Source organism: Psychromonas algarum (genome assembly GCF_004376845.1).
Classification (GTDB): Bacteria; Pseudomonadota; Gammaproteobacteria; order Enterobacterales; family Psychromonadaceae; genus Psychromonas.
Window position 1 is genome coordinate 134,252 of record NZ_SNUW01000002.1, and the last position, 25,383, is coordinate 159,634.

General features: G+C 31.4%; 25 protein-coding genes. 14 read left to right on the forward strand and 11 right to left on the reverse strand.

Annotated elements, in window-relative coordinates; all coding sequences use genetic code 11:
• Positions 1 to 258: 258 nt before the first annotated feature.
• The 3 genes from E2R68_RS00650 to E2R68_RS00660 form a co-directional block, all read right to left on the reverse strand.
• Positions 259 to 1,551: an RES family NAD+ phosphorylase gene (locus E2R68_RS00650; protein WP_134275573.1), complete on the reverse strand. Its 1,293-nt coding sequence runs from the start codon at positions 1,549 to 1,551 to the stop codon at positions 259 to 261.
• Position 1,552: 1 nt separating this feature from the next.
• The gene (locus E2R68_RS00655) at positions 1,553 to 2,287 is read right to left on the reverse strand and encodes an endonuclease (protein WP_134275574.1); all 735 of its coding nucleotides are present in this window, start codon (positions 2,285 to 2,287) and stop codon (positions 1,553 to 1,555) included.
• 320 nt (positions 2,288 to 2,607) lie between these two features.
• The gene (locus E2R68_RS00660) at positions 2,608 to 3,018 is read right to left on the reverse strand and encodes a hypothetical protein (RefSeq protein WP_134275575.1); all 411 of its coding nucleotides are present in this window, start codon (positions 3,016 to 3,018) and stop codon (positions 2,608 to 2,610) included.
• Positions 3,019 to 3,260: 242 nt separating this feature from the next.
• On the opposite strand from E2R68_RS00660, the gene E2R68_RS00665 reads away from it, so the two are divergent.
• The 9 genes from E2R68_RS00665 to E2R68_RS13835 all read left to right on the forward strand — a co-directional run bounded on the left by E2R68_RS00665 (position 3,261) and on the right by E2R68_RS13835 (position 10,138).
• Positions 3,261 to 3,566, forward strand: coding sequence for a hypothetical protein (locus E2R68_RS00665; RefSeq protein WP_134275576.1), 306 nt, complete (start codon positions 3,261 to 3,263; stop codon positions 3,564 to 3,566).
• Between the two features lie 818 nt (positions 3,567 to 4,384).
• Entirely contained in the window at positions 4,385 to 5,143 is a 759-nt protein-coding gene (locus E2R68_RS00670) for a hypothetical protein (protein ID WP_134275577.1), read from the forward strand.
• Between the two features lie 9 nt (positions 5,144 to 5,152).
• Entirely contained in the window at positions 5,153 to 5,758 is a 606-nt protein-coding gene (locus tag E2R68_RS00675; protein WP_134275578.1) for a hypothetical protein, read from the forward strand.
• Positions 5,759 to 5,842: 84 nt separating this feature from the next.
• Entirely contained in the window at positions 5,843 to 7,264 is a 1,422-nt protein-coding gene (locus E2R68_RS00680) for a DNA methyltransferase (protein WP_134275579.1), read from the forward strand.
• 66 nt (positions 7,265 to 7,330) lie between these two features.
• Positions 7,331 to 7,993, forward strand: coding sequence for a hypothetical protein (locus tag E2R68_RS00685; RefSeq protein ID WP_134275580.1), 663 nt, complete (start codon positions 7,331 to 7,333; stop codon positions 7,991 to 7,993).
• A gap of 74 nt (positions 7,994 to 8,067) precedes the next feature.
• Positions 8,068 to 8,310: a hypothetical protein gene (locus tag E2R68_RS00690; protein ID WP_134275581.1), complete on the forward strand. Its 243-nt coding sequence runs from the start codon at positions 8,068 to 8,070 to the stop codon at positions 8,308 to 8,310.
• Between the two features lie 68 nt (positions 8,311 to 8,378).
• A complete protein-coding gene (locus E2R68_RS00695; protein ID WP_134275582.1) occupies positions 8,379 to 8,807 on the forward strand; it encodes a hypothetical protein in 429 nt (142 codons plus the stop codon).
• A 10-nt stretch (positions 8,808 to 8,817) separates the two neighbouring features.
• Positions 8,818 to 9,837, forward strand: a complete 1,020-nt coding sequence (locus E2R68_RS00700) for an HsdM family class I SAM-dependent methyltransferase (RefSeq protein WP_166738768.1) — start codon at positions 8,818 to 8,820, stop codon at positions 9,835 to 9,837.
• A 139-nt stretch (positions 9,838 to 9,976) separates the two neighbouring features.
• On the forward strand, positions 9,977 to 10,138 hold the full coding sequence (locus E2R68_RS13835; protein WP_166738769.1) for a hypothetical protein: 162 nt from the start codon (positions 9,977 to 9,979) through the stop codon (positions 10,136 to 10,138).
• 263 nt (positions 10,139 to 10,401) lie between these two features.
• On the opposite strand, the gene E2R68_RS00705 is transcribed toward E2R68_RS13835, so the two are convergent.
• From E2R68_RS00705 to E2R68_RS00725, 5 genes are all read right to left on the reverse strand, one after another.
• Positions 10,402 to 12,960, reverse strand: a complete 2,559-nt coding sequence (locus E2R68_RS00705; protein WP_134275584.1) for a DEAD/DEAH box helicase — start codon at positions 12,958 to 12,960, stop codon at positions 10,402 to 10,404.
• A complete protein-coding gene (locus tag E2R68_RS00710) occupies positions 12,957 to 13,865 on the reverse strand; it encodes a HamA C-terminal domain-containing protein (RefSeq protein ID WP_134275585.1) in 909 nt (302 codons plus the stop codon). Before E2R68_RS00710 ends, E2R68_RS00705 begins: the two co-directional genes overlap by 4 nt.
• 133 nt (positions 13,866 to 13,998) lie before the next feature.
• On the reverse strand, positions 13,999 to 15,306 hold the full coding sequence (locus E2R68_RS00715) for a cell envelope integrity TolA family protein (protein WP_134275586.1): 1,308 nt from the start codon (positions 15,304 to 15,306) through the stop codon (positions 13,999 to 14,001).
• 27 nt (positions 15,307 to 15,333) lie between these two features.
• Entirely contained in the window at positions 15,334 to 16,266 is a 933-nt protein-coding gene (locus E2R68_RS00720) for a bacteriophage abortive infection AbiH family protein (RefSeq protein WP_134275587.1), read from the reverse strand.
• Positions 16,267 to 16,449: 183 nt separating this feature from the next.
• Entirely contained in the window at positions 16,450 to 18,717 is a 2,268-nt protein-coding gene (locus tag E2R68_RS00725; protein WP_134275588.1) for a hypothetical protein, read from the reverse strand.
• Positions 18,718 to 18,909: 192 nt separating this feature from the next.
• On the opposite strand from E2R68_RS00725, the gene E2R68_RS00730 reads away from it, so the two are divergent.
• The 3 genes from E2R68_RS00730 to E2R68_RS00740 all read left to right on the forward strand — a co-directional run bounded on the left by E2R68_RS00730 (position 18,910) and on the right by E2R68_RS00740 (position 20,403).
• Entirely contained in the window at positions 18,910 to 19,191 is a 282-nt protein-coding gene (locus E2R68_RS00730; RefSeq protein WP_134275589.1) for a hypothetical protein, read from the forward strand.
• A 2-nt stretch (positions 19,192 to 19,193) separates the two neighbouring features.
• A complete protein-coding gene (locus tag E2R68_RS00735) occupies positions 19,194 to 19,469 on the forward strand; it encodes an XRE family transcriptional regulator (protein WP_134275590.1) in 276 nt (91 codons plus the stop codon).
• Positions 19,470 to 19,842: 373 nt separating this feature from the next.
• A complete protein-coding gene (locus E2R68_RS00740) occupies positions 19,843 to 20,403 on the forward strand; it encodes a hypothetical protein (protein WP_134275591.1) in 561 nt (186 codons plus the stop codon).
• Positions 20,404 to 20,590: 187 nt separating this feature from the next.
• Here the strand turns inward: E2R68_RS00740 and E2R68_RS00745 are convergent, their stop codons facing one another.
• Positions 20,591 to 22,441, reverse strand: coding sequence for a hypothetical protein (locus tag E2R68_RS00745; protein ID WP_134275592.1), 1,851 nt, complete (start codon positions 22,439 to 22,441; stop codon positions 20,591 to 20,593).
• Positions 22,442 to 22,588: 147 nt separating this feature from the next.
• Here E2R68_RS00745 and E2R68_RS14225 point away from each other — a divergent pair, with 147 nt between their 5' ends.
• Positions 22,589 to 22,819, forward strand: a complete 231-nt coding sequence (locus E2R68_RS14225; RefSeq protein ID WP_445177070.1) for a ParE family toxin-like protein — start codon at positions 22,589 to 22,591, stop codon at positions 22,817 to 22,819.
• A gap of 21 nt (positions 22,820 to 22,840) precedes the next feature.
• Positions 22,841 to 23,071 carry a hypothetical protein gene (locus E2R68_RS00750; protein ID WP_134275593.1) on the forward strand — a complete coding sequence of 77 codons (231 nt, stop codon included), beginning with the start codon at positions 22,841 to 22,843 and terminating at the stop codon, positions 23,069 to 23,071.
• 145 nt (positions 23,072 to 23,216) lie between these two features.
• On the opposite strand, the gene E2R68_RS00755 is transcribed toward E2R68_RS00750, so the two are convergent.
• A complete protein-coding gene (locus tag E2R68_RS00755) occupies positions 23,217 to 24,224 on the reverse strand; it encodes a hypothetical protein (RefSeq protein WP_134275594.1) in 1,008 nt (335 codons plus the stop codon).
• A gap of 10 nt (positions 24,225 to 24,234) precedes the next feature.
• Positions 24,235 to 24,780: a hypothetical protein gene (locus E2R68_RS00760; RefSeq protein ID WP_134275595.1), complete on the reverse strand. Its 546-nt coding sequence runs from the start codon at positions 24,778 to 24,780 to the stop codon at positions 24,235 to 24,237.
• Between the last annotated feature and the right edge of the window lie 603 nt (positions 24,781 to 25,383).

The following is a 25,383-nucleotide window of genomic DNA, read 5'->3' on the forward strand; positions in this document are numbered from 1 at the left end:
AAGTAGTCCTGTCTTGCCATCAATAGTGTTGAACATGAAGGACAAATACAACCACATTACCCACCTCTTTTTACGCCAGAAATATCCACAAACTGCTGTTCAGAACAGTCTAAGTTCAAATGGGGGATGTACTATATGTCGATTACATATAAAGATATTCTCGAAATATACGTCCTCTCGACTTTGTTCGTGGCTCTATACCCTTCTAAATAACAATATAAGAGGGACTATGTTTGTAACCCTATTAGTCTTTATATTTTAGAAATCTACATCATCATAGGTATCATCGTTCACGAATATATGTTGTTTTCTTGCAATCGTTTTCACTGCTTCAATATAATGTAACTCTAAACTATCACGGACAAATGATAAATTAGCTTCAGATTCTTGAACTGGGAGTTTTTCAACAAACTTTAATGAGTATGAGTAGAAACTATCGTCTTGATGATGGCTCTCTCTGAATATGATTTTTCTTTCTTTATTATACGAAAACGAATTAACATTAGATTCTTCGGGGAATAATACAACATTCAACCCATCCAGCCCTGTTTGAACAGATGAAAAAATTAAACCTGAAATATCACCGCCAAACTTCACCCTGAAATATTCAAATATAACTTGTGTCTCTAGGTAGTTAGAGTTTTTTCTTTTTGAAGCTGGCTTAGATAAAAGAAACATCAGGCGTTTTAAGAATTGGCTCTTGTGTGATTTTTTAAGAAAATCGTGTTCAAAAGGATGATGTTCTTTTTTGCTTAAAGTTTCTACTTTACGCAAATCTAAAAATTTTAATGGTCTATTCACAGTAAATTCACCTGAAATTACCAAATCTCCTGTAATTGCTCGAACTTCGCTGAAGCACGTATCACGATCAGATGATGCGTAGAATGCAGATATGCCGCTTGGAGTCATCCTTTGGTCACTCGCTAATTTATCTGGTACTGGTCCTAATTGACTTGCTGGATCACTAATTATACTCTCTCGTTCCATTTTTGAATTTGCAATACGAGCACGAAATAAAGACTCGTTAGGTTCTAACACAGTACATATACTGTCATTAACGTGATTGTTTTCATGCATCACAGAAAACAAGTCGTCTAAAAAATGGCTAACGTCAAAGTTAAAAAATCGTTTCCCGTGTGAAATTGAATCAATGAAACTAAGCCATTTATTTTGATACAAATTATCCTCTAATGTCCCATCATTTAGAGTAAATAGCTTATCATCAACATCTAATTGCTCTGATAAGTAGTTAGACAAATCGCTTTCTAATGTTTCATTCTTCAGTCTAAGATCATGTATGATTTCCCAGATCTCTTTTACGTATAAATCATCACTTCCTCCCCAGAACGAAGAGCTTTCCCTTTGACTGCATTCATCAATAGAAATAATAGCTTCAAAAAAATTATTTTCGATAAATGAAAAAACACTATCTTTTGGAGCTACAATACTTTTAGAGTTGCAGTAATTGCATACTTCTAGACCTATATTAAGCCTTTCAACCTCTTTTTGAACCTCATCTACTTCCACACATTCTTTGCAGATATACATCATATTAATTACCTTTACACCTACTTTGAACAACACTGTTCGTATTACCTTGAAGGGCAGCAATTCTTTTAGCTCTTTCACATTCCCATTGATCGACAGGATACATCTTGTCCCACGCATTCATCAATTGACGTTGTGATTTACTCATTTTGTAACGAGAATATGTATCTTCCATGTATAAATAAGTTCGTGCTATGCGTCCTCTAGCTGCTTCTGGTGGCTCGGTTTTGCGGTTTGATATTTTCATATTACAGCTTCCGAAATCACTTTTTTCAGTAGGTAACATCGTAAAGTTATAATTACTTCTTAATGCATTAACAGCGCCAATTGCAGGGTAAAGGTTAAACATATCGGATTGCATATAGCGATATTCTTTATTCACTTTCTCTGCACATTTACGACCTTTGAAGCTCTTACCTTTACTATTCACGCACAGCTTATTACCACTACGCCACTCTTCGAATGTTCTACCAAAATTTTCAGCAGGAACAACATGTTCCCACTCAATTTTTTTAGCCCGTTTAACGTACTTATCTGTATGAAACCCTTTAGGAGGAGTTACCATTTTTTTACTATCAAATTCAGCATTACAATATAAAGTGATTCTGTGATTTTGATACACTTCTCTTTCAAGTGTTTTTTTAGCTTTGCCAAATGAGTCGATTGTTTGATTTGCAGCGATTAAAGATGAAGAACAGAGTGATAGTATGAAGAGCAGTGAAATTTGGAGTTTTTTCATTTTATAAATCCGTTTTGATATGCTCAATAATTGCAATGATAAGCTTTAAAGTTAAACGGTATTATAATATTTATTGGATAGCCATGTACTTCTTAAATTAATTAAGTTTTCACCATAAAAAACACCTCGTTAAAAAGTGCTTTTTGCTTTATCGCTGTACGCTTTAATCGTTACATTTATCATTATTCTCATTTCTACATTCTGTACAAACATAATAATATTTAGTTGTTTGGTTTAAATCGCTAACGCATGATGTTTCTGTATAAACATAATGTTCTGTTTCATTTTTAGTGCATTTACAAAACATTCTTATTTTTCCCTCATATGATTTGCACATCCCCTTCTCCTTGATTAGCAATTCTATTCAACGTTACAACATAGATAAAAACGCAAAATTTAAATACAGGCAAAGCAATAAGAATTGACTCCATTACACTTTCAGGAATCATTATTTTGGGAGAGTATGACCAGATGTATAGCAGTTCGAAAAAAGTTACAACAATCATTGTTCGAATAACTACTGAAATATTTTTACAATGTTTGGATGCCGATTGTGTCAAATACATAACTGTTAACGCCATTGTATGAAAGGCCAGAAATAACTTATGGTCTGTTATTGATATTACATAAGCTATGTATATTGTTACAAATGCTAATTTTAGAAGTCCAATTGTATTTAGAGTTATGTAAATCTCTTTTAATATTGAGTTTCCTTTTTGTTGTGTATTCATTTTATTTTCCTTGTTAGTTATGTGTTTCCGCCACTTACAGTCATATCATCTAGCTTTAATCTGTCAAAAAAAAATTGTTTTTTTAATTTTATTGAATTTTTTATATCTGTTTACAACACCCTTTTTTCCCCCATCTTTAAGCATTATTTCTCTATTAAAATCATTAAAAATAATTTCAAAAGCACTAGTGGATTTGCAAAAAAATAAATGCATGTTCTTCTATGAAAAAGGAGGTAAACAATATGGCAGTTAGTAATTTAGAAGAACATATACAGAAAATAGCGATGAGCATTATTGATGAAGAGATTATGACTTTAGAAGAAATGCATAATGTAGAAAATTCGATAAGGGTTTCTGAATCAAAAAATAAAGATCATCATCACGCAATATCTAAAACAATAGCAGTATTCAAAGTATCGAATTCAAACTATAAAAATACACAGGGAAAAGTGAATTACATCACTCAGAAAATGGATAACATAATTCATAGCAAAATTAAGAATCTTAAAATCGTTAAAGAAAAAATAAAAAGAAAAAATAATTATTGACAAGTTGCATTGTCGAATGGTAAGCTAATGGAACGATAATTGGTATGGACAACCTATATCGAATTGTAAACAGTGAATGTTGTAAATCAATAAGACAGTTTGGAAAGTTAAATACTGTGCAACAAGGAAAGTTGTAATTACAGTAAAGTTAAATGAACAAAAGTTTTAGACTCATTTCAAAAATGCCTCTTCAACTTTTCTTACATTGACTACCAGACAAGCGTTAAGTCGCTTGTCATATAACGATGATTATTAGTTTTCACAAAGAGGAATTGATTTAGAGATAATTTAAAAAGTGCAATTACATTACAGATTTAGCCATTATTATAATGTTGTTAATTATTTTTTGGGTTTGATCGATCTGCTAACTTAGCTTTAGTAGTGTTGTATTGAAAATCAATACAGATCTAACCAATAATATAATACTTCTTTTAAGGGAAAATCTATCTACTGAGTTAATGCTCAATAGTTTGTATATTGTATATATAAATCTCTGATCTTATTTTTCTGTAACTGATTTTCATCAAATGGTATTCATTTGGAGAAAAGTTATGAAAAACACTATACAAAACCTATCAAATTTTAAGAACGATATAATCTCCTCTGATTTTATTGTCGATTACTCACATCTAAAATTTCTATTTCTTAACAGAATTAAATCACCTTTACTCTGCGAAAAACACCTTCGAAAATTAGTTATATCTCTAGCAATCCCCTAAAAATTTCTACTTTTAATAATTTTTAAAATTTAAAAACAAATCAATTTTGAACTTAAAAAAGAGTTCAGGGATTTTTGCACCCAAATTATGAGAATAACAATGAAAAATATAATTAAACACATCATCGCAACAAGTAAGAAAAAGAAAATTAAAGCTAAAGAAGTTTTTCATAACTTCATTGAAATGACTTATCAAATGAACTTAACGATGGGTTATGAGATTAAATATAACGAGCTTAAAGAAGAACATTCTGAGTTTGCAAGATTAATGATTATTGCAATTAAAGAATCACCATTTACAGATATTTTAGGTGCAGTTCTGATGAATGTTACGAAGTTTGAACCGAGTGATTTAGTTAAATCTTCACAAGTAAATATTCTAGACAATGTGCTTACAAAGGCTGTTAATTTTGATAAGAAAAAATTAGTTAAACCTGCTGCTCTATTAAAATTATCAGCACTCAAAAAAGCTAATAACCGTGAAAAAACAGATGTTAAAACTTATAAAAACAATGCTTGTGGCACTGGTTCTTTTGTTTTAGTTAATGTTGCAGGTTTCATGAGAAGTGAAGCTCAACAAATGGATATTTATTTAAATGATACTGACGAAAAATTATTAAAAGTAGCTGTTGTTCAACTTCAATTAAACGAATTAATTCATAACCAGAATCAAGCGAAAATTATCAATATAACCGCAGTTAGTGGCAATCGTAAAAACCTAATCTGTCATTCAAATATCAATTCAATTACTCAACCGTTTGTTAAGAAATCTCTAGAAGAAGCTGATAAATCGAGCAAATTTAAAGAGTTAACAAACGTAGTTGGAATGATTCAACAACAATTTAAAGCGGCTGCTTAGGAGAAATATATGAAAAAAACGATGAAAAATGAAGTAGAAAAAAAAGTAAATACTAACGAGATTATCTGTACACCTGATTTTATTGTTGATTTTCTATATCAAAATATTATTCCTAAAGTGAATAAATCAAAAGGTGCTTTAAAAGTCTTTAACCCTGCGATTGGGAAAGGAGCACTTACAAATAAACTTAAGTCTGATGGTGCTTACGTTATCGGAAATGATATTCAAGATGTAAGTATGCATGACGTTCAAGCAGATGAATTATATAACCTAGATATGAGAACGTTTAATATGAAATTAGAATGTATTGATCTAGCAATAGTAAACCCTCCCTTCTCAGGTTGTGGCAATAAACTGTTATACCCTGAAGTATTCTTAGATAAGATATTTGAATCGTGTGGATATAACACACCAACAATAATTATTACTCCCCAAGGTTTGAGATTTAACTGCTCAAAGTCTTCAAAAAGATACAGAAAATTTGTAGAAGTATACAATCCAATTTCTTCTGTTATTTGTTTACCGAAAGATTCATTCGGCACACTCATTCACTGCGAAATACTTGTTTTTAATGTCGATAACATTAAACCAACGTACTTTTTAGACACTATTTAACTAAACCCTAACGCACTATTTTCAGGCTTAAAAATTGGTCTAGGGATTTTTGCGCTCAAAATTTAACTAAAAGAGGAAAAACCAATGAAACACATCAATAAAAATCACGAAAACAAGAAGAACAGTACCGTTTACACACCTGAATGTATTACAGAGTTTTTACATAGAATGATTATTCCGCATATACAAAAATCAGGGGATTCTTTGAAGGTATTCGATCCTGCGATTGGTAAAGGCGCACTTACAAAACAGCTTAAATCCAATGGTGCTTATGTCATTGGAAATGATGTTGAAGATGTAAGTAAGTATGGCGTTCAAGCTGATGAACTTTATCAAGGCGATTTTGAAAAGTTTGATAAGTCTTTAGGTGATATTGATTTAGTAATTGTAAATCCACCTTTCAACGGGCATCCGTCAAAAAAGCTTTATCCTGAAGTGTTTTTAGACAAGATTTTTGAACTGTGTGGTTATGACATACCAACAATAATTATTACTCCAAGTGCGCTTAGAAATAACCAAGATATCAAGAGTAAACGCTTTAGAAAAATGCGAGATATCTATGGTCAGATTACATCAACAATTACTTTACCATTGAATATTTTTGATGAAGTTGCGATCCCAACAGAGATTCTGATTTTTAATATTGAAGGTCTTCAACCTCATTATTTCTTAGATAATATTTTTCTGGATAAAGCTCAAGTAAAACCTAAACAAGTAAAAACATGTGATTTTGTCATTGATGAAAGTATCAAGATTCAAAATGATGATGTTTTGAAAGTAATGAAAAGTATGAGTGATGAAAGTGTTGATCTAGTAGTAACTGATCCACCATACAAGATCGCCACTGGTGGTTGCAAAGTGAATGGAGATACTTCTAAAAATCCTTCTGGAATGCTTAATCGTGGCATTCCAGCTAATGACCTTAAATCGAAATGGATCAATAAATCGAATGTTGAGTTTATCAGAAGTGGTTCGTTATTTAAGCATAACAAAATCAAGTTTTCTGATTGGATGCCAGAAGTATTTAGAGTTTTGAAAAATCAAACTCACGCATATTTTATGGTTAATGACAGAAACTTAAACGAGCTTATGACAGAAGCTATTAAAGCAGGTTTCAAGCTTCAGAATGTTCTTGTCTGGAAGAAGAACAATGCAACTCCTAACAAATACTACATGAAGAACTGCGAGTTCATTGTCATGTGTCGGAAAGGCAAAGCAAAGAACATAGCAAATATGGGAACAAAGAACGTTCTGGAAGTGAATAACATCATTGGTTCTAAAACGCACCCCACCGAAAAGCCCGTTGATCTATTAGAGATTCTAATCAGGAATAGCTCTAAACAAGGTGATGTTGTTTTCGAACCATTTTTAGGCACAGGAAGCACTTTAGTAGCAGCTCAAAATCTTGGAAGAAATGGAATAGGTGTTGAAGTAGATGAGCAGTATTTTGAAATTGCACAGAAACGATTACAGCCAGTTTATGAAGAACTTAAACAGGCAGCATAAAGATTTAAAAAGAGGGGAAGACTTAACCGCAACAACGGAGGTTGCATAAATAGAGAGAGAAATAATATGAGTTATTACACAATTAAAAACAACACACTAGTTTTATCTGGGTGGTCAGAGGTACTTGAGAAAGAAGTATTGGAAAAAGAATCAGTTCACTTTTTTGATGTTTTTGAAGTTTTTGAACTTATGGATAAATTTAATGATGTTGTGATATTTGATTCAAAAAAGGTTATAAAAAAAAGTGGTGTTCTAATTATAGATAAGTTTTTGTTTCAAACTGAGTGGTCACTATTTAATGAAAAGATTTTCGCCATCGACACAGAAGATTTAGATATTTATGAACCTTTTTATATTTTTACTGCGTTAGATAAAAACCAATATGCATTTAGCGATATTCAAGATGTATGTGATCTTGAATACTTGAATGTATTAGGGCTTTCTGTGAAGGAGTTTTATTGGATATACAGGCATGCAGCTCAAGATACTAATTTTGATTGCTGTATCAGCAATTATATACAGAAACAAACAATTGAAAATAAATACACAATTTCTGATTTACTTCCTAGTGATTGCGAACTCATAGATCATACAGAGTTACTAGAATCTATCGAATGTGAAAGAACGACAGATTTCTTTGAGTCTGAATTGGGTATAAATATTTTTGAAGAAATTATTGATGCTGATTTTGAAGATATAGATTTAATAGAAAAAATTAGAAAAAGTTAAAATAGTTATGAATAAAACGAAGTGGGTAAGATTAATCGCAACAACGGAGGTTGCCGCAAATAGAGAGGCAGAATATGACAACGATATACGAAAATGAACTTTATGAACTGCAAGAGATGCCGAAAGATTATGACAATGAAAAGTGTCGTAAATGCGGTTCTGATGATTATGGACGTGACGCTCCTGATGAAGCAGAACTTCTTGAAGGTTGGGAGATACGAACCTGTTGGGGGTGCGGTTCTAAATGGGAGCTAAGTCTTTATAAAAATGGAATATATTTTTATGGCGAAGATGGAGCAGAAGTTTTATTTAACTAAAGTTTTAAATGAAGAAGGGGAAGACCTAACTGAAACAACGGATGTTTCACCTACTCAGAGAGAAAATTATGATGATAAATATTTCAATTACAGAACCACAAGCTTTAAATCCTGAACTAGATGATTCTATTGAGTTCGTTGAAATTTTAAGACTTCTTGGAGAAGAAACTCGCCTTAAGTATTTTGTTATAACTACGCCTGAACATTTTGTAGAGGTGATGCACTACGCTAGACGATTGCTCAATGAACATTTTCATTATGATCTGATTAACCATATATGTAGAAATGCAGATGGAGACATTCAAAATGTTTATAAAGTTCTTGCTGAATACATTGAAACCAAGATTGATACTCACCTTAGTAGTGGCTTAGTGATAAATGATGATTTCGCTCTAGCTCATGAGATCAACGATGATAGAACTCCAGTAAATGCAGCAATGATGCTTTTTAGTGATGAGAACTGGATTCCTAATAAAGTAGTTGATTATGCAGCGTAAGGAGAGATTTATGATTAAAGATTTACTAAATGAATTACAAAAAGACGCAGATAAAAAAGGTGTTCATCTTCAAAGGGCATTTTCTGATTTTGTCGAAGATTTATATCAAATGATTAAATCAGATAACATAGATAGAATGAAATACTTAACGTATTTTGAGCTTGTTTCTAAATATCCATTCTACGACATTCTAGCTGATGTATGTGTTGAAATTGGGCGTTTTGATGCGAAACGTGGTCAATATATGACTCCGTTTGAACTAGCTCAATGTTTAAATAGAATGAGCCAACCCGATAAAAGAATGAACCCTGAAATGTTAGATTTTAGCTGTGGCACTGGAATTATGGGGCTAGTAACTTTACACAAAACTTATCAAGATATGTTCATTGCTGAAAATAGAATCTGTCCTTCTAGCTTTGGAATTGAGGTTAAGATTCACTTGAATGATTTAGATAATGAAATGAGTAAAATCTCAACTATCCAGATTTACATAAATTGGTTATTACACTGTTCTATTGTGTTTAAACTTGATCTTTTAGTTACTCAAAACAACGTTATTTCTGACTGGAAAGAACCTTTAAAAGTGATATTTAAATCAGAAGAATCGGTTCAAAACTTTGAATCAATGAGTAAAGCAAAGAAAAATAACTTGATGTTAAACCCTCCGTTTGGACTTAAAGATTATGGTTTTGAATATGCTAAAAATAACAGTTCACAAAGTCGTTTTAAAGATGGTATTCCGAACAAAGGTGATTGTGAATATGCTTTTATTCTATCAGCGATTGATCTACTTACTGACGATGGTAAAGCGTTTTTAGTTTTGCCTAGAGGTGTTCAATTTAAGGATTCTACACGGAAGTTTAGAAAATCAATGAGATTCCAAAAAATATTAGACGCTGTGATTGCTTTACCAAGTAAAGTCTTTGAAGAAACAAGCATTCCAACTTGTGTATTTATGCTCAATAAAGATCGTTCTGATGCTGTAAAGGCTCAAGGTGTTTATATGATGAACTTAGATCAAGCAGCTTAAAGGAGAGCTTATGAGAACATATAAAACTTAGACAAATAAGCGTGATTTTGAGCGTGTAATTGGTGAAAAGATAGAACATAACCAAGATGATTTTTTCTTAATTACAGAGTCTTTAGAAGCGTTCAATGAAGTAGCTGTTATGGTTTCTAGAAATATTGAGTTTGATTACAATCACGAATTAAAACCAGAAATTGAAGAGTTTTGTTTAGCAATTTATGAACCTGAATATCGTAGTAAAATAATTAATGATGTATTAGAAACAGGATTAAGTTTTTATGAATATCAGAGTAGTTTTTTATAATCTTGAATATATAAACACTATTTCAGAAAATAAAAAAAGAACCTTACTTAAGGTTCTTTTCTTTGCGAAGCATTTATTTGTAATAGCTCAGACTTTATCTAACAGCTTCAAGTTCATTGCTACCACTAGAGTTTTAGCCTTAGTATTTCCTAGAAGAATATAAGGCTAAACCGTCTATTCTAAACGCTCTCACTCAATTGATTAAAGTACCAGCTAGTTTATGGTCACCTTTCACTGATTAACTCACCGATAAGTACAGATCACTATTTCAACGATAGAACTTCTGCAAACTCTCTGCATTCAACAGGTCTTTCTTTGAGTAACACTGAAATTTTATCAGTATCAATAAACAAAAGATTCTCTCCTTCAAATTCAAGGTACTCTTGATATTGTTCTAAAAGAATTGAAGCTAGATGCCTTGAAAAACCAACATTTTGTAATTCAATCATTTGATGATCACTGGTTCCATACTCAAGAAAATCAGCCCAATTAATCCCAGAGTTATTTTTACCATACTTTTCTTGCAATAAAAGGTAATAATTATCAAAGTAATTCTTTAATTTAAACCTGAGTATATTATCAATGTCGGATATTAATTCATTAATTACAGTATTTATATTTTGCTTGTTCTTCCGATTAAATGATACATTTACTCTTAAATGGTTATCCCAAATAACCCCTTTCTTTTCATAATGATCAAGTGATTTTTTTACCATTAAGTGCAATGGAGTAGCCCCCATCCAACTAGATAAAATAACAGCATAATACTTCAATACATCTATTGTACGACACATTGGGTTTCGTCCCGTAGCTTCTTCAAACTCCCACCCATACAAATGATAAAGTACAGTTAGCGCTTCAAGACAAGAATCATAACTAATATCATTACCTAGCAAAACAAAATTTTCATCGTTATTTATTGATAATATTTGATTTTGATATTTAGGTTTAATCATTGATGAAAATGAGAGTATTTTTTCTGGTACTGAATTTTTCAAGGCACTTCTTTTTAAAGTGTCTTTTGCTGTTATTATTTTTTCAATAAAATTAGATCTTAATGTGGAGTCATAACCTAAAACCTCATGGATTTGAGCAATATTAGCATAATGATCCCAGATACTTTTTTCATTACTAGATGCCGATTTCTTAGTGAACGACTCTTCATTTATTGAAGATTCAAGATTTTTATAAAAATTCCCTTTCCCACTAACTAAAATAGAGTCAATAGGTTTGATATTTTTACTTCTAGCAACATCTAAATCTTTTTCAGGTTCTTTCCACCTATTATTTTTATCTTCAATTCTTGTACAAATGATATTTCCAGATAACTCTTTTGTCATCCTCCCTGCACGACCAGCTAAATTCCAAAAATCAATATCTGTGAATTTTGATAGCCCAATGGCATTACTTAGGATAAATATATTTTTAGCTGGTAAATTAACCCCTTCAAGCAATGTTGATGTACAAAATAAATAATCAATCCCACCATTTTCGGAGAATAATTCCTCAACTCTTTCTCGGATGTCTTGTGGTAAATTCCCAAAATGGAAACCGATACCTTTTTTTAAACAATCGATCAGAAAATATTCTTCGTGAATATTATTTTTAATTGAAGAGATTAACTCATCAATTCTTTTATCTTTATTAAAAGGTAACTCCTTTGAAAAGCTTAAGGCTAAATCAATTGTATCTTTCTTTGAATTACAATAAATAATGCTTTTGTCTTTACCAGATAACTTTTTCAACCAATGAAAAAAACCTTTACCTTGAAAATCGACAGGAATATCAACATCATTTTTATCTTCTGAAAAGTAAATACACTTGTCATCTAAAAAATCCATATAGTATCTACTCTGGGATACGGGAGAGTTTTTTATACTTAAATTCTCATCTGTACTTTTACCAAAAATATTCAAAAAAACTTCAGGGTTAGGGATATTAGGAGAGGCGAAAAACAATTTAACGCTCTTTTTCTCAGCTTGTAATATAGCGTGATAATAAAGAGGACTGCGAGAGTCCTTTTTTGAAATTATCTTATGAGCTTCATCAACAAAAAGATAATCTAGCTTAGGGTTATCCATATTAGCTAAATAAGCTAATAGCCTTTCTGGTGTAAAGACAAAAATAAACCTCGAATTTTCTGTTTTAAAAGAAGTAGGAACTTTAGGGTATGCTAAAATTTTATAATTATCGACATCAAAGAATTCACGTTTTAATTGATTAACAGTCTGATTAATTAAAGCCCTTGTAGGAACCAAAATAACCAAATTATCCGTTGCTTTATGTTCTGTAATAAGAAATCGTATAAATGAATTTATAACAAATGACTTACCTAATGATGTGGGCCCTGAAAAACTAAAGTGATTACTATTCTTTAACCTTTCAAATATCTCATATTGAGAGTCAGTAAAGGTTAATTCACTATTTGGTATCTTCTGAAGATCTTCTTTTATTGTTTTAGCCATAAATTGTTCAACAGGAAGTTCACAATCAAAATCATAATTGTCTTCTAGAAACTTTATAGCTGGAAAATTACCCATTTTAATCAAAATGGATTTTGCAAAAGTCAGAAATAATTGATCTTCTTTATAAGTATCAACTAATACACTTATTATTTTGTATGCTTTATTTAAAGATTCAGACTTTTTAGATCGAGATAAAATATCGGAAAACCGAAGAAGGTCTATATATTCTTTTTCATCAAGTGGTTCAACAACAACAGAAAAAAAGCTTTTAGCATTAATACATTCAGCTTTATTTAATAGATAGATAAAATACTCATCTTGGAGACAATCTTCTGCTAATGATTCAAAAAAACTCATAGAGTAATCCCTTTTTGAATGAGTTTTCTATTTTTATTCAAATCTGTAATAGGTAGGAAATAAATGTAAAAGTTATGCCCAGAAAGATCATATTGAGTTATTTTTTTCAAAATATGACTGAACTTACCTTCAACTTCCGCTTTTATTTTCTTTTTGATTTTCTCTCTAAATTCAGAGTTAGGTAACGTCTTATCACTGTCTTCGATCTTCATTTCATAGCCAATAAAAATGCCAAAAGCATCGTCTACATAAAAGTTATCTTTTCGAGAAGGGTATATAATTGATTTTACAAACTGTTTTTCATCATCTGAAAATGTTTCATTAGCTAAATGGTCACTAATTAAAGACTTTTCATAGGGTAAACCGCTTTTTTTTGCACCTTTATTATTCACCCCTGCCTTAAACTCAGATATCGACTTAAATGCATTACTGATCCCTCTGGTTATGCCAACCTCCGTCTTTGATTCTCCAAATATAATCTGATAGTCACCATTTTGAAGCTTTAAAAAATGCACACCATCAGCACCGTTAACATAGTGACTAGTTGAGGTTTTTAGCTCCAATTTCGACAGGATTTTAGGTGCATTTAAGTGGGATTCTAAGAAACTATAAAGAATTAACTCCCCTAACTCTCCTTTATTACGCACGTATTCAATGAATTTCTCTCTCGCTTTTTTACTCAACTTCGCTGGTTTATCTGCATATTCAGCCTTTACAGCTCTAGAAAGCGAAAAATTAACCATTGGTTCTAATAGGTTATCTTGTAGGTTCTGGTAATCAAAATCGTTAGCGTTTATTTTTAGAGAAAACAAACTGATCTTGTGTTTATAATGAGAGTCTAGGTAGTGCTCCCCTAGATCATCAAAACTATCAAGGAAATCAAAATCATTTATACTTAATTTCATACACATTCCGTGTTTATTTAAACAATAGAGGAAAATCTAAAATTATAGATTTGGTGTAACTTTTCATTTCTTAAGTAGTAGACACAACCAAAATACTTTATCTGAGCTTTTTATCACTAATTAAGAACCGACTTTAAGCTTCATCCTCCCAATAATCAACAAGACCTCCATTAACTGATTCAATCTCAAGCTCCCCTAGAGCATATTTACCAACCAAGACAGAACTAACGATCTCCGCTTGTATTGTCATATCTCGCCCAGGAATATCACTTTCTTTTCGATGAGATCCTGATGCAGAAGCATTGATAAAAGCGGTAAATTTCCCATCAAATTTCGAAGAGTCAATCTCCTCCACATATACTTCATCATAAATCGTATCAGATTCTGCCATCGCACCTGATGCACCATCGTCTTCAAGCAGGCTGTAGGCATCGTTTTCACATAACTCAAGACTAAGTTGAGCTAACTCATCAATATTAGTAAACACATATGGTAGTTCATCAAAGACCATCCTTATATGATCAAATAACATATCTGAAGTCAAATCCTCATTATCAGAGTTTTCTCCACAAGTTATTTCCTCAAGTTTTTTAGCCAAATCATTATCATCGTAATAAATATACTTAACACTTGATAGATTCTCGTTATTAAATTTTTCATCACTCAATAAAGACTTAAAATTATCATAACCAAATATTGCAGCTACTATTTCACAAGAAGCCGATACAGATAAAGTAATGCCATCTTGCTTAAGACTGTCAGAAATTAATGATATAAAAAGAAATGCTGACGGAAAACGATGGGAAGCCATAGTTGATCTGAATTCAGCGCTACTAATATTAAATCGTTGACGTTCTAGTGCAGCTTGATTATTCTTTTTTTCCTCATCATTTTTTGCTATGTTTTTATTACTCTCTGCTTCAGCAGATTTAGCTTTAGCCTCTATCGCTTTTTCAGTAAACCGAATTGTTCTTTGTTTTCTTTGTTTAGATACTTCTTCCTTACGATTAATTTCCAACTGTATGATTTGTTCTAAAAACTGCTTGTCAGGGTTAGCTTTCAATTTGGCTTTATTTAGTTCCTCTTGTTGAGTAATTTTAATAAGCTCTATAGCAACAGCTTGTTCATGCAATTTATCATTTACAGCCTTCTGTAAAAACTTCACTAGTAATGAAAACCAAGGAAATATAAATAAGTAAGAAAGTGTAAATATAAAAGGAATGACAAAAATTGAGTTAAAGGCAAAAAATTCGCTACTAGACCAGTATTTATAGAAGGCACTAACTCTTTGGGTGGCATTACCTTCCCCCCAAAAAAGCAACGCTAAATAATGCCAATTACAAATAACCCAAGAGGTTAAAAATGTTCCTATAACTGGGTCACTAACTCTTGTTGTTGCGTTACCTACAATAGATGACCATATATCCTCTAAAATCTTCATTTTTTATTAATCCGTTATTTACAAGTTTTATAGAGCAGTGAGTTTAACAAGCTGATAAAATTCTGAACTGATATTTAAGTATTCGAGTGTGTATTCTAGCTCTTCTTTCTCATTTTCATCGTAATAGGAAATACACCAACGACAACTTAATTTTACTGTACTAGCAAGATACTTAAAATACTCTATATCCACGCAGGACATTGAATGACCATAAATAAAGACTTCTTTAATATCTGATAGGTCATCAAAATACACTGAGTTCTCTTCAATTATTTTTTTTGTATTTTTAAATGAGGATAAAAAATATCTATTAACTTCTCTAACACAATCATCGTATATTGGATTATGTTGATCTGACATATATTCATACCACAGCTCTAAGTTCTCTTTAGAGGCTCCTTTGGGAGGGGTCAGTTCGGGCTTATCGTCATTAAATAGTTCAGGATTCGTTGAGTGACCTAAAATTATCCCTTCTTTTTCACTAGCAATACCGTGAATGTAAAAGATATTACCACGAGGGATTAGATAAATCTTTTCTAAAGTTTTTGTGTAATTAAAACTAATAAACTTTGCATCTATATCTATTTTAATTAGTTTACTTCTCTCAATTCCTTTGTTTTCCGCTTTTAAAATAAACTCACTGAACTCTCGGCGTAAACCATTAGTTAATAAATCAAGGTAAGTTTCAGTTTCAATAGCCATTGCATTTCGACCTCTGTCACTTCTATCATCGAAATATTCCGTTAAGTAATCAAGTAAACCATCCTTATCGAGATTAGCTAAGTTTTCTTCAAATTTAGACCATAAATTTTGGTCGTTTTCTAGGATGTAGTAGTATTTATTGAGGTTATCGAGTAGCTGAATATGATGGGTTTTAAGATGATACTCAAAATCAGTATAATTTGTAGCTAAACCGTGATGTAAATCGAATCCATTCCCAATGATATAAAGCTTACTCATTTCCGATAACTCCCAGCTAAATCCCTAAAATCACTATAAGCCATTGAATTGAAAATCAGTTCAGCATTTTAATTCGATTTTATTTACTATAAAGGATTTAGAAATGCGAAACAAAATAAATAAGTTTATTCATCTCCCTGAAACGTAGTGCTTTTAATTAACTATGTAAAACTCTAGTATTTATTAAATACCAAACTTAACTTTTCTTTTATCAGTAAGTTCTTTTTCTTGTGGAACATTCTTTTCAAGATAGTTAATCACTTTCTTCTTTTGCTCTGCTGTGAGATTCATCCCATCACAGATATCAATTATTTTATCTTTGTTTTTATTTAAAAATACTTCTGGAACTTTATTGTTAAATAGAACTTCTTTTACGTCTTTTTTAGCAACAAGTTCTACTATTTGTTTATTTAAATTATCAGATACGAGACTATCCAGTCCTTTTAATTTTGGATTGTCGAGTAGTTCAATCCCATAGGCTTTAGTGAAGTTAAACTTCTTTTTAGGCTCTTTACCATACGTTTTAAATGTACTGTTAAAACGTTTTATTTTACTCTTAAGTTCTATTTCAATAAGCTTATTTAATTCGGGATCTGATTTCATATCAGGATAATCGACTGCAATTTTATGACTGTTTTTGTCAGGTGAAAATAGTAGTTGAATATGTAAGTGCCTTAAATCATCAAAGCTCTGTTTGTCGGAGCTTGGAGTGATTATCATTACTTCCCCCTCTTTCATAGATCTAACTTCTTCAAGAAGCATTGCTTTTAAAAGTATTGCTGATTGTTTAGGTCTTAAATTACTAATAGTTATTTCAGATTTACCATTACCAAGATCTTTAAAATCAATTAGAGCTTCGCCTTTCTTATTGAAATAAGTAAGTCCTTTGTCGTTGGGAATTCCTGTAATGTCTTTTAATAGCTTATCTATACTCTTCAAAAAGTAACTTTCATCTTCAAGTAAATTTACATCTGATAAATTAAGATTTAAGAACACTCTATCTCTGTATTTAATCGTTTTTGGCATTCTGCGTAGTAAGTTTGTTTGATGATCTAAAATGGCTTGTTCATCTAAATCAAAGTAGCTATAAAGATGCTTACCTTTTAACGTACTATCTTGAAGCTTTGAAGAGTTGTATTTGTGAGAAGATACGTTGTTTTCATTGGCTCGTTTATTCAATGAAATCTTGTGATAACTTAAATGCTTTTGCTTGTTCATATCGACCATCACACCCGACTTTCTACAAACTTCTGTAAATTGTAAAAACGCTCTTTTTTTCGCTTCGCTATGATTATTTGCTGGGAGTGCTCTTAACTCTTTTTCTAGTTCGGTTTTGACCATTTCAAGATTTTTAGCTAAAACTTTTTCAAGCTCATTTACTTTAAAAGGAAGCCTTTCTTCGAGATTACCTGCTTTGGCAAAAGTCGTTAACTTTCTTGAAAATTTATCATCGCCAAAACTATCTTGTGTCAGTTCAATTTCTTTACCAAACGCTTTAATTTTCACTTTATCTGCGACTGTATAGTAAAGCTCAATATCTTGCTTTTTAAGCTCTGCAATTGTCTCTGAACAGTTATAACGATTGTCTAATACAAGTTCTTCAATTGTGCCTTTAAGCTCTTCTAATTGGTCTATAGCTTGCTCATCAGTTTTTCCATCTAGTTTAATTTCTTCAATTAACCCCATTCTTGATTTTAGACCTTCGGATTTGTCATACCCAGCGGCTACACCTTGCAATAAAATATCAGCATTTTTCTTTTCAAAGTCCATAGCGATTTGCTGAATAACTTTGTTTGGATTGGGTGGATTGATGAATTTTTTCGATACGGGATCGAAGCTATGACTTATACAATGAATATGAATGAAATTATCATGCATATGGAAGTTAGCGAGCATTTCTATATCAGAAGCTTTTGTTTTGGGACCTTTTATTTTCTGAATTTTTTTAGAATAATTGATGTAGTCTGCGTACTCTTCTTTAGCTTTTTGAAGCATATAATCTTTAACTTTGCTCATGTCATTATTGCATTTTTCTTTAAGCTTATACGTGTCTTCTGGTGCGTAAGAAGCGTATATATGATTTAAGAAAAGCCCATTCTCCCCCGAAGTTTCATAACACTCACCTACATCATTAAGGCAATTGAATTTATTACTGTTGTTAGTATATTTATTATTAATAAACTGAATTTGTTTTTTAGCATAATCACGTACTGTGCCTTTTGTTTCGGCTATATTGACTCTTTCACCTTTTACTCTCAAATAATCACCTAGATCAGGCAAGTTTGGATCTATTGAACCAACTAAATCAGCACGTTTTGAAGAAACTTCTTTGCTGTGTTTATCAATAAAAAAATACATCAGTATTTTGGTTAGTGCGCCTTTATTATCTTTTTTGTTATTGCTTATTAAGTCATTCCAACTGAATGCAATTCTATCAATATTAAAAATCATAATTATTCTCCTTTTTATACTAATTTTCTTATCACTTTTTAGAGAAATAACAATTTTTTGAAATCAACAAAACCAGTAAGAACAACGTTTTTGCTTAAAGTAATGACTTTTTATTTTTTACTTTCTTTAATATTTTAATTTTTATGATTAGATATTTATAACGGAAACGTTATTAATACAGGAGAAATAAAAATGGCACACAACAGGCAACGATTAGAAAAGAAACTAGGTATCAAATTAGCAACGATAAAAGAGCTTAAGCTTAATAAAATACCACGATGTTTTATTAGTCATATGTTCAATAAAGATTGCTTTATAGACGTTAAATATAACTGTTATGAACAACATCTATTTAATGAATATGAACTACTTAAACGCTACAAACAAAGGCAATCATCAAATAGAAATGAATACAATAAACTAGCTAAAAAACGTTATGCAGAATATAAATTCATAACTGAACAAGGAGTGTAAAAATGGGAGTTAGAAAAATAGATATTTACAAAGATGCTATTATTTATGAAGAAAAGTTGAAGATCGATTTGATGAAGTTTATTAATTCTGTTTGTAAAGAAAGAGAGCTATCTCAAAAAGAAATTGGCGAGATACTTAAGGTGAAACAACCACGAGTTTCAGATTTGCAAAAATTAAAATCTGTTCATTTTTCAATAACGATATTACATAGAATGTCTTACGTTCTTGGTTATAGGGAGAAGAAATCAGAACGAGGCTTAAATCTAGTAAAAATATAAGAGCTGTTGATTGATATGTTTAGTTGTTGCTACTAAGTAATATTGTTGTCCACAACTTTGTAAGTTTCTAGGTCGCAATGGGCCACAAAGTTCCTTATGAAATATCTTTTAATTCAAAAAAATCACCTAATCCACTTTAGCCATTACCCGTTACAGTCAGTATTTTTTGTTGTTAATACGGATTTTTTATCTCTTCATCATCACGATTATTTTAATTAATTTTTTAAGTTGTTGATTTAAAATCCCGCCTTGATATCGTTGTGATTCTTTTTTATTAAATTAGTCGATTCTGTCTATCTACCAAAAGTGCAGAACAATTCTGTTTAATTACACGGTTAGGCATCAGCATTAATTTGAATCATATGGAGTAAATATGAGTGATTGGGATTTTCTACACGATATGCACAATGAAGGGTATAGCCCTGATCAAATAATGGATGCTGCTGCTTGCGGGTATAACCCAGCCGAAGTTGATATAGACGCTTTAGGGTATTCTTCTGATGATTGGGAGGTAATAGATGACGAGTATATTTCTGAACATTTCTCGGTCAATCCTGAGCTAGTGAGCATTTTTGAAAGTTTGGTCGTTAATGCAGAATCCTTCTATGCATTAACTAATCGTTACTTACAAATTTGGGGGGAGTTAGGTGAGTTATTTGCTGAAATCGAATATGGTATTAAGCGACACAAGCCGCATACTAAAGGTTCGGATGGTAAACTTGGCAATGATTTTATCGAGGTAAAAACCATCTCTCCTGAGAAAAATAAAGACCAAGTTAAAGTTAAGCGTGCAGGTAACTTTAACAAGCTGCTAATTATAAAGATAAACAAAGATTTTACTTTTGAAAGTCTGATAATTGCTCGTAAAGATCTCCCTAAAGGTGAAGGTAAATATGCGACTGCATCATGGTCTAATAGCGAAAATCGCAAATAACGGAAAAATGCCAACAAGGAACTTAAACGGAACTAAAACAGTAGATTACGTTTCTCACCCCAACATTATAACCCACTGTTTTCGTCTGCTTAATGCGGCACTAGCAATAAGGAAGATTTTGAAAAGATAAAAATTAAAAAATAAAACCCAAAGATTAACTTAGATTTCTTAGTTCTGCTCTGAACTATTACACCTTAAGGTTATTTTTAATAATGAAAACAGGTAAACCATCAGAGCCGATATAAGAGTTTTTACCTGCCTTCCTTGCCTCAACCGCTCTTTTCAGTGAAGCATTATCTTTTTCATATTCTTTAGGACTTAATATTTTAAGAGCCTTCTTTTTTATCTCATCTTGCAATCTAAGATATTTAAAAACTCCAAGTGGTACAGCAGCGTTCTCTTCATCAATTTTCACACCAAATATATCTATGTAAAAATCAATATCTCGTAACACTTCATATGCAGATGATCGATCTACTCTCCAAAATCGTTTAGGTGCAGTTAGCACTTTCGCCTTTTTCTTATCAAACTTACCGTTATGATATGAGTCGATAAACTCTTCTAATTGAAAATCCATATGCCAAAGTGGCATTACAAGTTTATTAGTAAAATCACTTACCAAAAGATTCTCGATAAGTAGCCTATTGTAAACTTTAATCGCATAGACGAAGAGCTGACTATCTTCATTAAAACGGTTGAAATCAATAAGGGTCTTACTCTTTCGCTCAAAAACTGTTGAAAATGGTGGTAAAACAGCAAAATCTCCAGAAGAACTCAAGCAGTTCCGAATTATAGCTATGAGCTTCGTCATTTTGTTGTGTTGTACGGTTTGTAACACCACTGACGAAATCGCTAATACGATACAAGACAGAACCAATAATTGAGTCGATGAAGCGGAACTTCTTTCAATTTTATCAATAAAATTGATAAACTCTTGTCGTGCTTGCTCATGAGCGTTAGATATTATTATTTTGTAGATATCGCCATCTACATTTTTACTTTTATTAATAACTGTTTGCAATAGAGCAGGATCAAAACCTTCAAAATCAGCCATATATTCGTGTAATATCAACAATATATATTCAAATCTATTTTCTGCTGCAACTGTAGGAAGAACTTCAATTAAATTATTGATAGCAGTAATTTCTTTTAGTCTCTTCTGCTTGGTTTCTTTTATTAAATTCGCTTCAAAATAGTTAAACACTTTAATAAATGAAGCAGAAGAATTTGTTTTTTTACCTGTTTTAAAATTTTCTTCCATCTGCTCAAATGAGAGGAGAAAACCGTCCATTCCAAGTATAACTTTATCGGCATCAGGAATAGCCAGTTCATCAAAAGTAGAATCTTTTAGTGCTTTTCTTAAAACACCTCCAGCCTTAACTACAGATCTAATTTGGGGAAGCAACTTAGATCTATCATGCTCAACTAAATCAATTTGAAATTTTTCAAGAAGATTTTTATTTTTATCATCACAATAGGAAATGGACTTCCATCCCTTATTAGAAGCTAGATCGCTTTTTATATCTCCGCTTACTCCTCTTGGAATCAGTAGAGCCAATTTTTGGCGAATAAATGATTCAACGTCACGACTCTTAGACTTTGTAGCACTTTTGACATCATCACTACTTTGAAGGATCTCAATCAACCAAGCTCTAATAGTAAGTAATGGTGATTCTTCTTCAATTTTGCCTTCAAGTTTTCCTATTGCTGAAATTACATATGGTATACACCAATAACTAATAAAAATTGCTCTGTTTTTCTGTTGACTAGACTTGTCCATCGCTAAAGGTTCAAGTAGTAAGTTAAGATCCTTCATTAAAGATAGAAGTGTCCCCATCGTATGATCCATGTATAGCCATATATCAGGATTATCAGAAGACAAAGCAGAAGCTATGAGAACGCTTTTTTCTTTAAATAACTCGTTTTGACTCTGAAACTCAGTGCGACTATCAATAGCAACTTTTTTTGCCTCACTAAGCTTTAGATCCAACAAGTCGAACACAAAATCAACAATTTTAGCAGTATTTGGAATCAACATAATAACGTTCTAACCCTTTGATTAAATCACTCTATCATCTTGAACTTCTTTTACTTCAAATTCAAATGAAGCTGGCTCGAACAAAAGTGGGGGTTAAAAAAATATGCCAACCTATACACTGACCTTAGATGATATAGGAGAATCAAAATGCAACCTTACGACAACATTGACTTCGGAATAGGTGTTCCAAACCATGTAGTAAGGAAAGCGTCTGAAGTCTTATTATCATCGACAGTGGGAAGGCGGTATCCAAGAAAAATTAAGACAAGATTTGGTATCAAATTTGTATTTAATGTTGGCACTAGATACAGGTTACTTTCCAACGATAAACAGAGATGGAAACTCTTAACTCATGAGACATACAACAGATACTCATGACCGACAATTATAGGTGATATTATGAAAAAGAAAGACAGATGGTGTAATAAATTAAAAAGAGATGGTAAGCCTGATCTTTCAGGTGGAGCAGCAAGAAATGTTAGAATTGCAAATTCAGGAGGAATGGACTCGATTGTTGGAAATGCAGTTGATTTTGCACTTGAACAGGCAAACTTGAATTCTGACTCACTTCCAGATAGAGATTTAACACCGCAACCTACAGGGAAAGATGAAAGGCCCCCTCTTCATTGATCTTTATTTAAAACGAAAAAAACAATCGAAGCCAAACGATTGTTTTTTTTATAACTAACAGAAAGTGATAAGCCAAACATATAACCTAACACTATAAGTAGTTAATCATCGCAGAAATATAAGTCAAATTAAAACAGTATAAATATTATAATGCTTTCATTAAAGCTACCAAAGAATGCTGTTTTAATGCGGTTTCCTTAACTTGTTTTTTTAAAGAAATAATTGCAATCGCTTTGTCTTTTGAAGATTTTTTATCATCAGATTTTATGCTGTTACACTTTTTCACTGAGTTATTTAATTCTGACATATTAAATATAAACTCTTGGATCAATTTCTTTCTTTCATCACTATAACCATACAATCTTATCTGTATATTTTTCAGCTTATCAACAAGAAAGTTCAAGCTCGTTTTTTTACGAAATGAAACTGATGAAACTCCTTCGATACAACTTTGAATTTCACGTTTAGCTCTTTCTTTTAATTCACAACTTATACTCGAATCAGAGTTAATATTGCTTTTAGTTTTTGTAAGCTCAAGCAGTAAAGAATTAATATTTATTGTCTCTAATACTTCACTATATTCTGCCACTTCAACTTTAATTTTTTCTGAACATTTAGCTTTACGTTGAAGACGATTCCCCCCAGGCTTTTTATCGAGTTTAAGAGCTTTATTTATACGTTTGTATAACGACTTTATAAACGGGCTGTTCTTGTCTTGAACAGTGATTTCAGGTGAACTACATTCAAAGTCGAATGTAATTAGTAATTCATCTAATAGCTTTAAGTACAAAGGTAAAAATTGCTTATTTACTTCTGTAATACTTTCACCTTCTTTAAGCATATCTTGAACATCTATTAACGTTTCTATATCGAGTTCTGAGGGGCTTTTGTCTTTCACTTTAAGACTATTGAAATATGTATCACTTAATTCAATCTGACTCTTGTTAGGCTGAAATAGCTTGTATTGATTTGATACGTTTTGTAATTCAGAACTAAAAACTTCAATTAGAGATTCACCAAAAATAAGGTCAAAGAGTCTCTGTCTTTTACCATTGGCAAGTTCACTTTTGAGGCACTTTAATAAGTTTTCAAAGTTATCTCCTGCGTAGTATCTAAAAAATATTTCTTTAGGCTTTTCTAGTTCATCATTCATAATAATCTCCTTAGCCTTGCTCTTGATTTACTTTTTTAGATGTAGCTTTTCTATCAAGATTTTGAACAAAGGTTATAATCGAATTATTATCTGCTGTGTTTCTTCTTTTTCCGAATGTTGCTGACAACAAAAGGAAGCTTTCTTTAGTTATTAATTTTGTAGATAAAGCTTCAAGAGTATCTTTTTTTAAATCGTTTATTGGTGCATTAAGGCTCTTATTTTTATTTTCAATTTCTATGCTTTCAAGTGAAATTCTATTTGTACATTCATCATAGAATTGATTAAAAAAAGCTTCTGAAAAATGTTCTGTGTTTTGCTTTTTAACGATGTTTAATATCTTAAAAAATGCGTTGTAACGTTTCTCCATCACTATTTCTATATCTTCAAAAACTTCTTTTTTAGCTTTTATATCTGATTGTTCTAATGTGTTTATTTGTGCTGAAAACCTAGCTTTCATTTCTGCTAGTTTTTGATTATCCAGTATCGCTACAGATTTTTTATTTTTAGCTTTAAACGTTTTATCGATCCTTGATGTACTTGGTAATTTGTTATTCATAATTTAGCTCCTTTAAAATTTACTTAATGAATATTTTTATCAAATCACTTTTTTAAGTTAAATCAAGATCGCCCCCATTAACTTCAAGTTTTAAAGGCTTCATAAAGAACAATCTAAAAATCTATTTTTTTGGTTGTTTATTGAAAATACTTTAATACTAAAACATCACTTTCAAGCTTCAAAAAAATCAGAAATCAATCTTAAAATTCCGTAAAAATGAAGTCAGAAATCGAACTAAAAAACGACCAGCGGGAGTAAATCTAATATAAAAGGAAAGCCAAGAACGAAGTGAAAAGCTTTAATTTAATATTAATTTATTCAGGGATAGGACACATAAAACAGATATGAAAAGTCGGAACGGCTTTGTAATATTGTTTTAGGGGTCTATGCCTTAGTCTTGCAAAGTAACTAGTATCCTTTTGTTAACAGTTATTTACCTTTATCTTTTGATTAGTTATTAAATCACTCTTTTTTATTTCGTGTAAATTCAAAATTATCCTTACTTCTTTTACTTTAACTAAAAGCATTTTTTTTCTGGTTAAGCCCTTCGTGTTGAAAATCACTTTTTATGTGCTCTATTAGATACATAAGGAAGATTTAGAA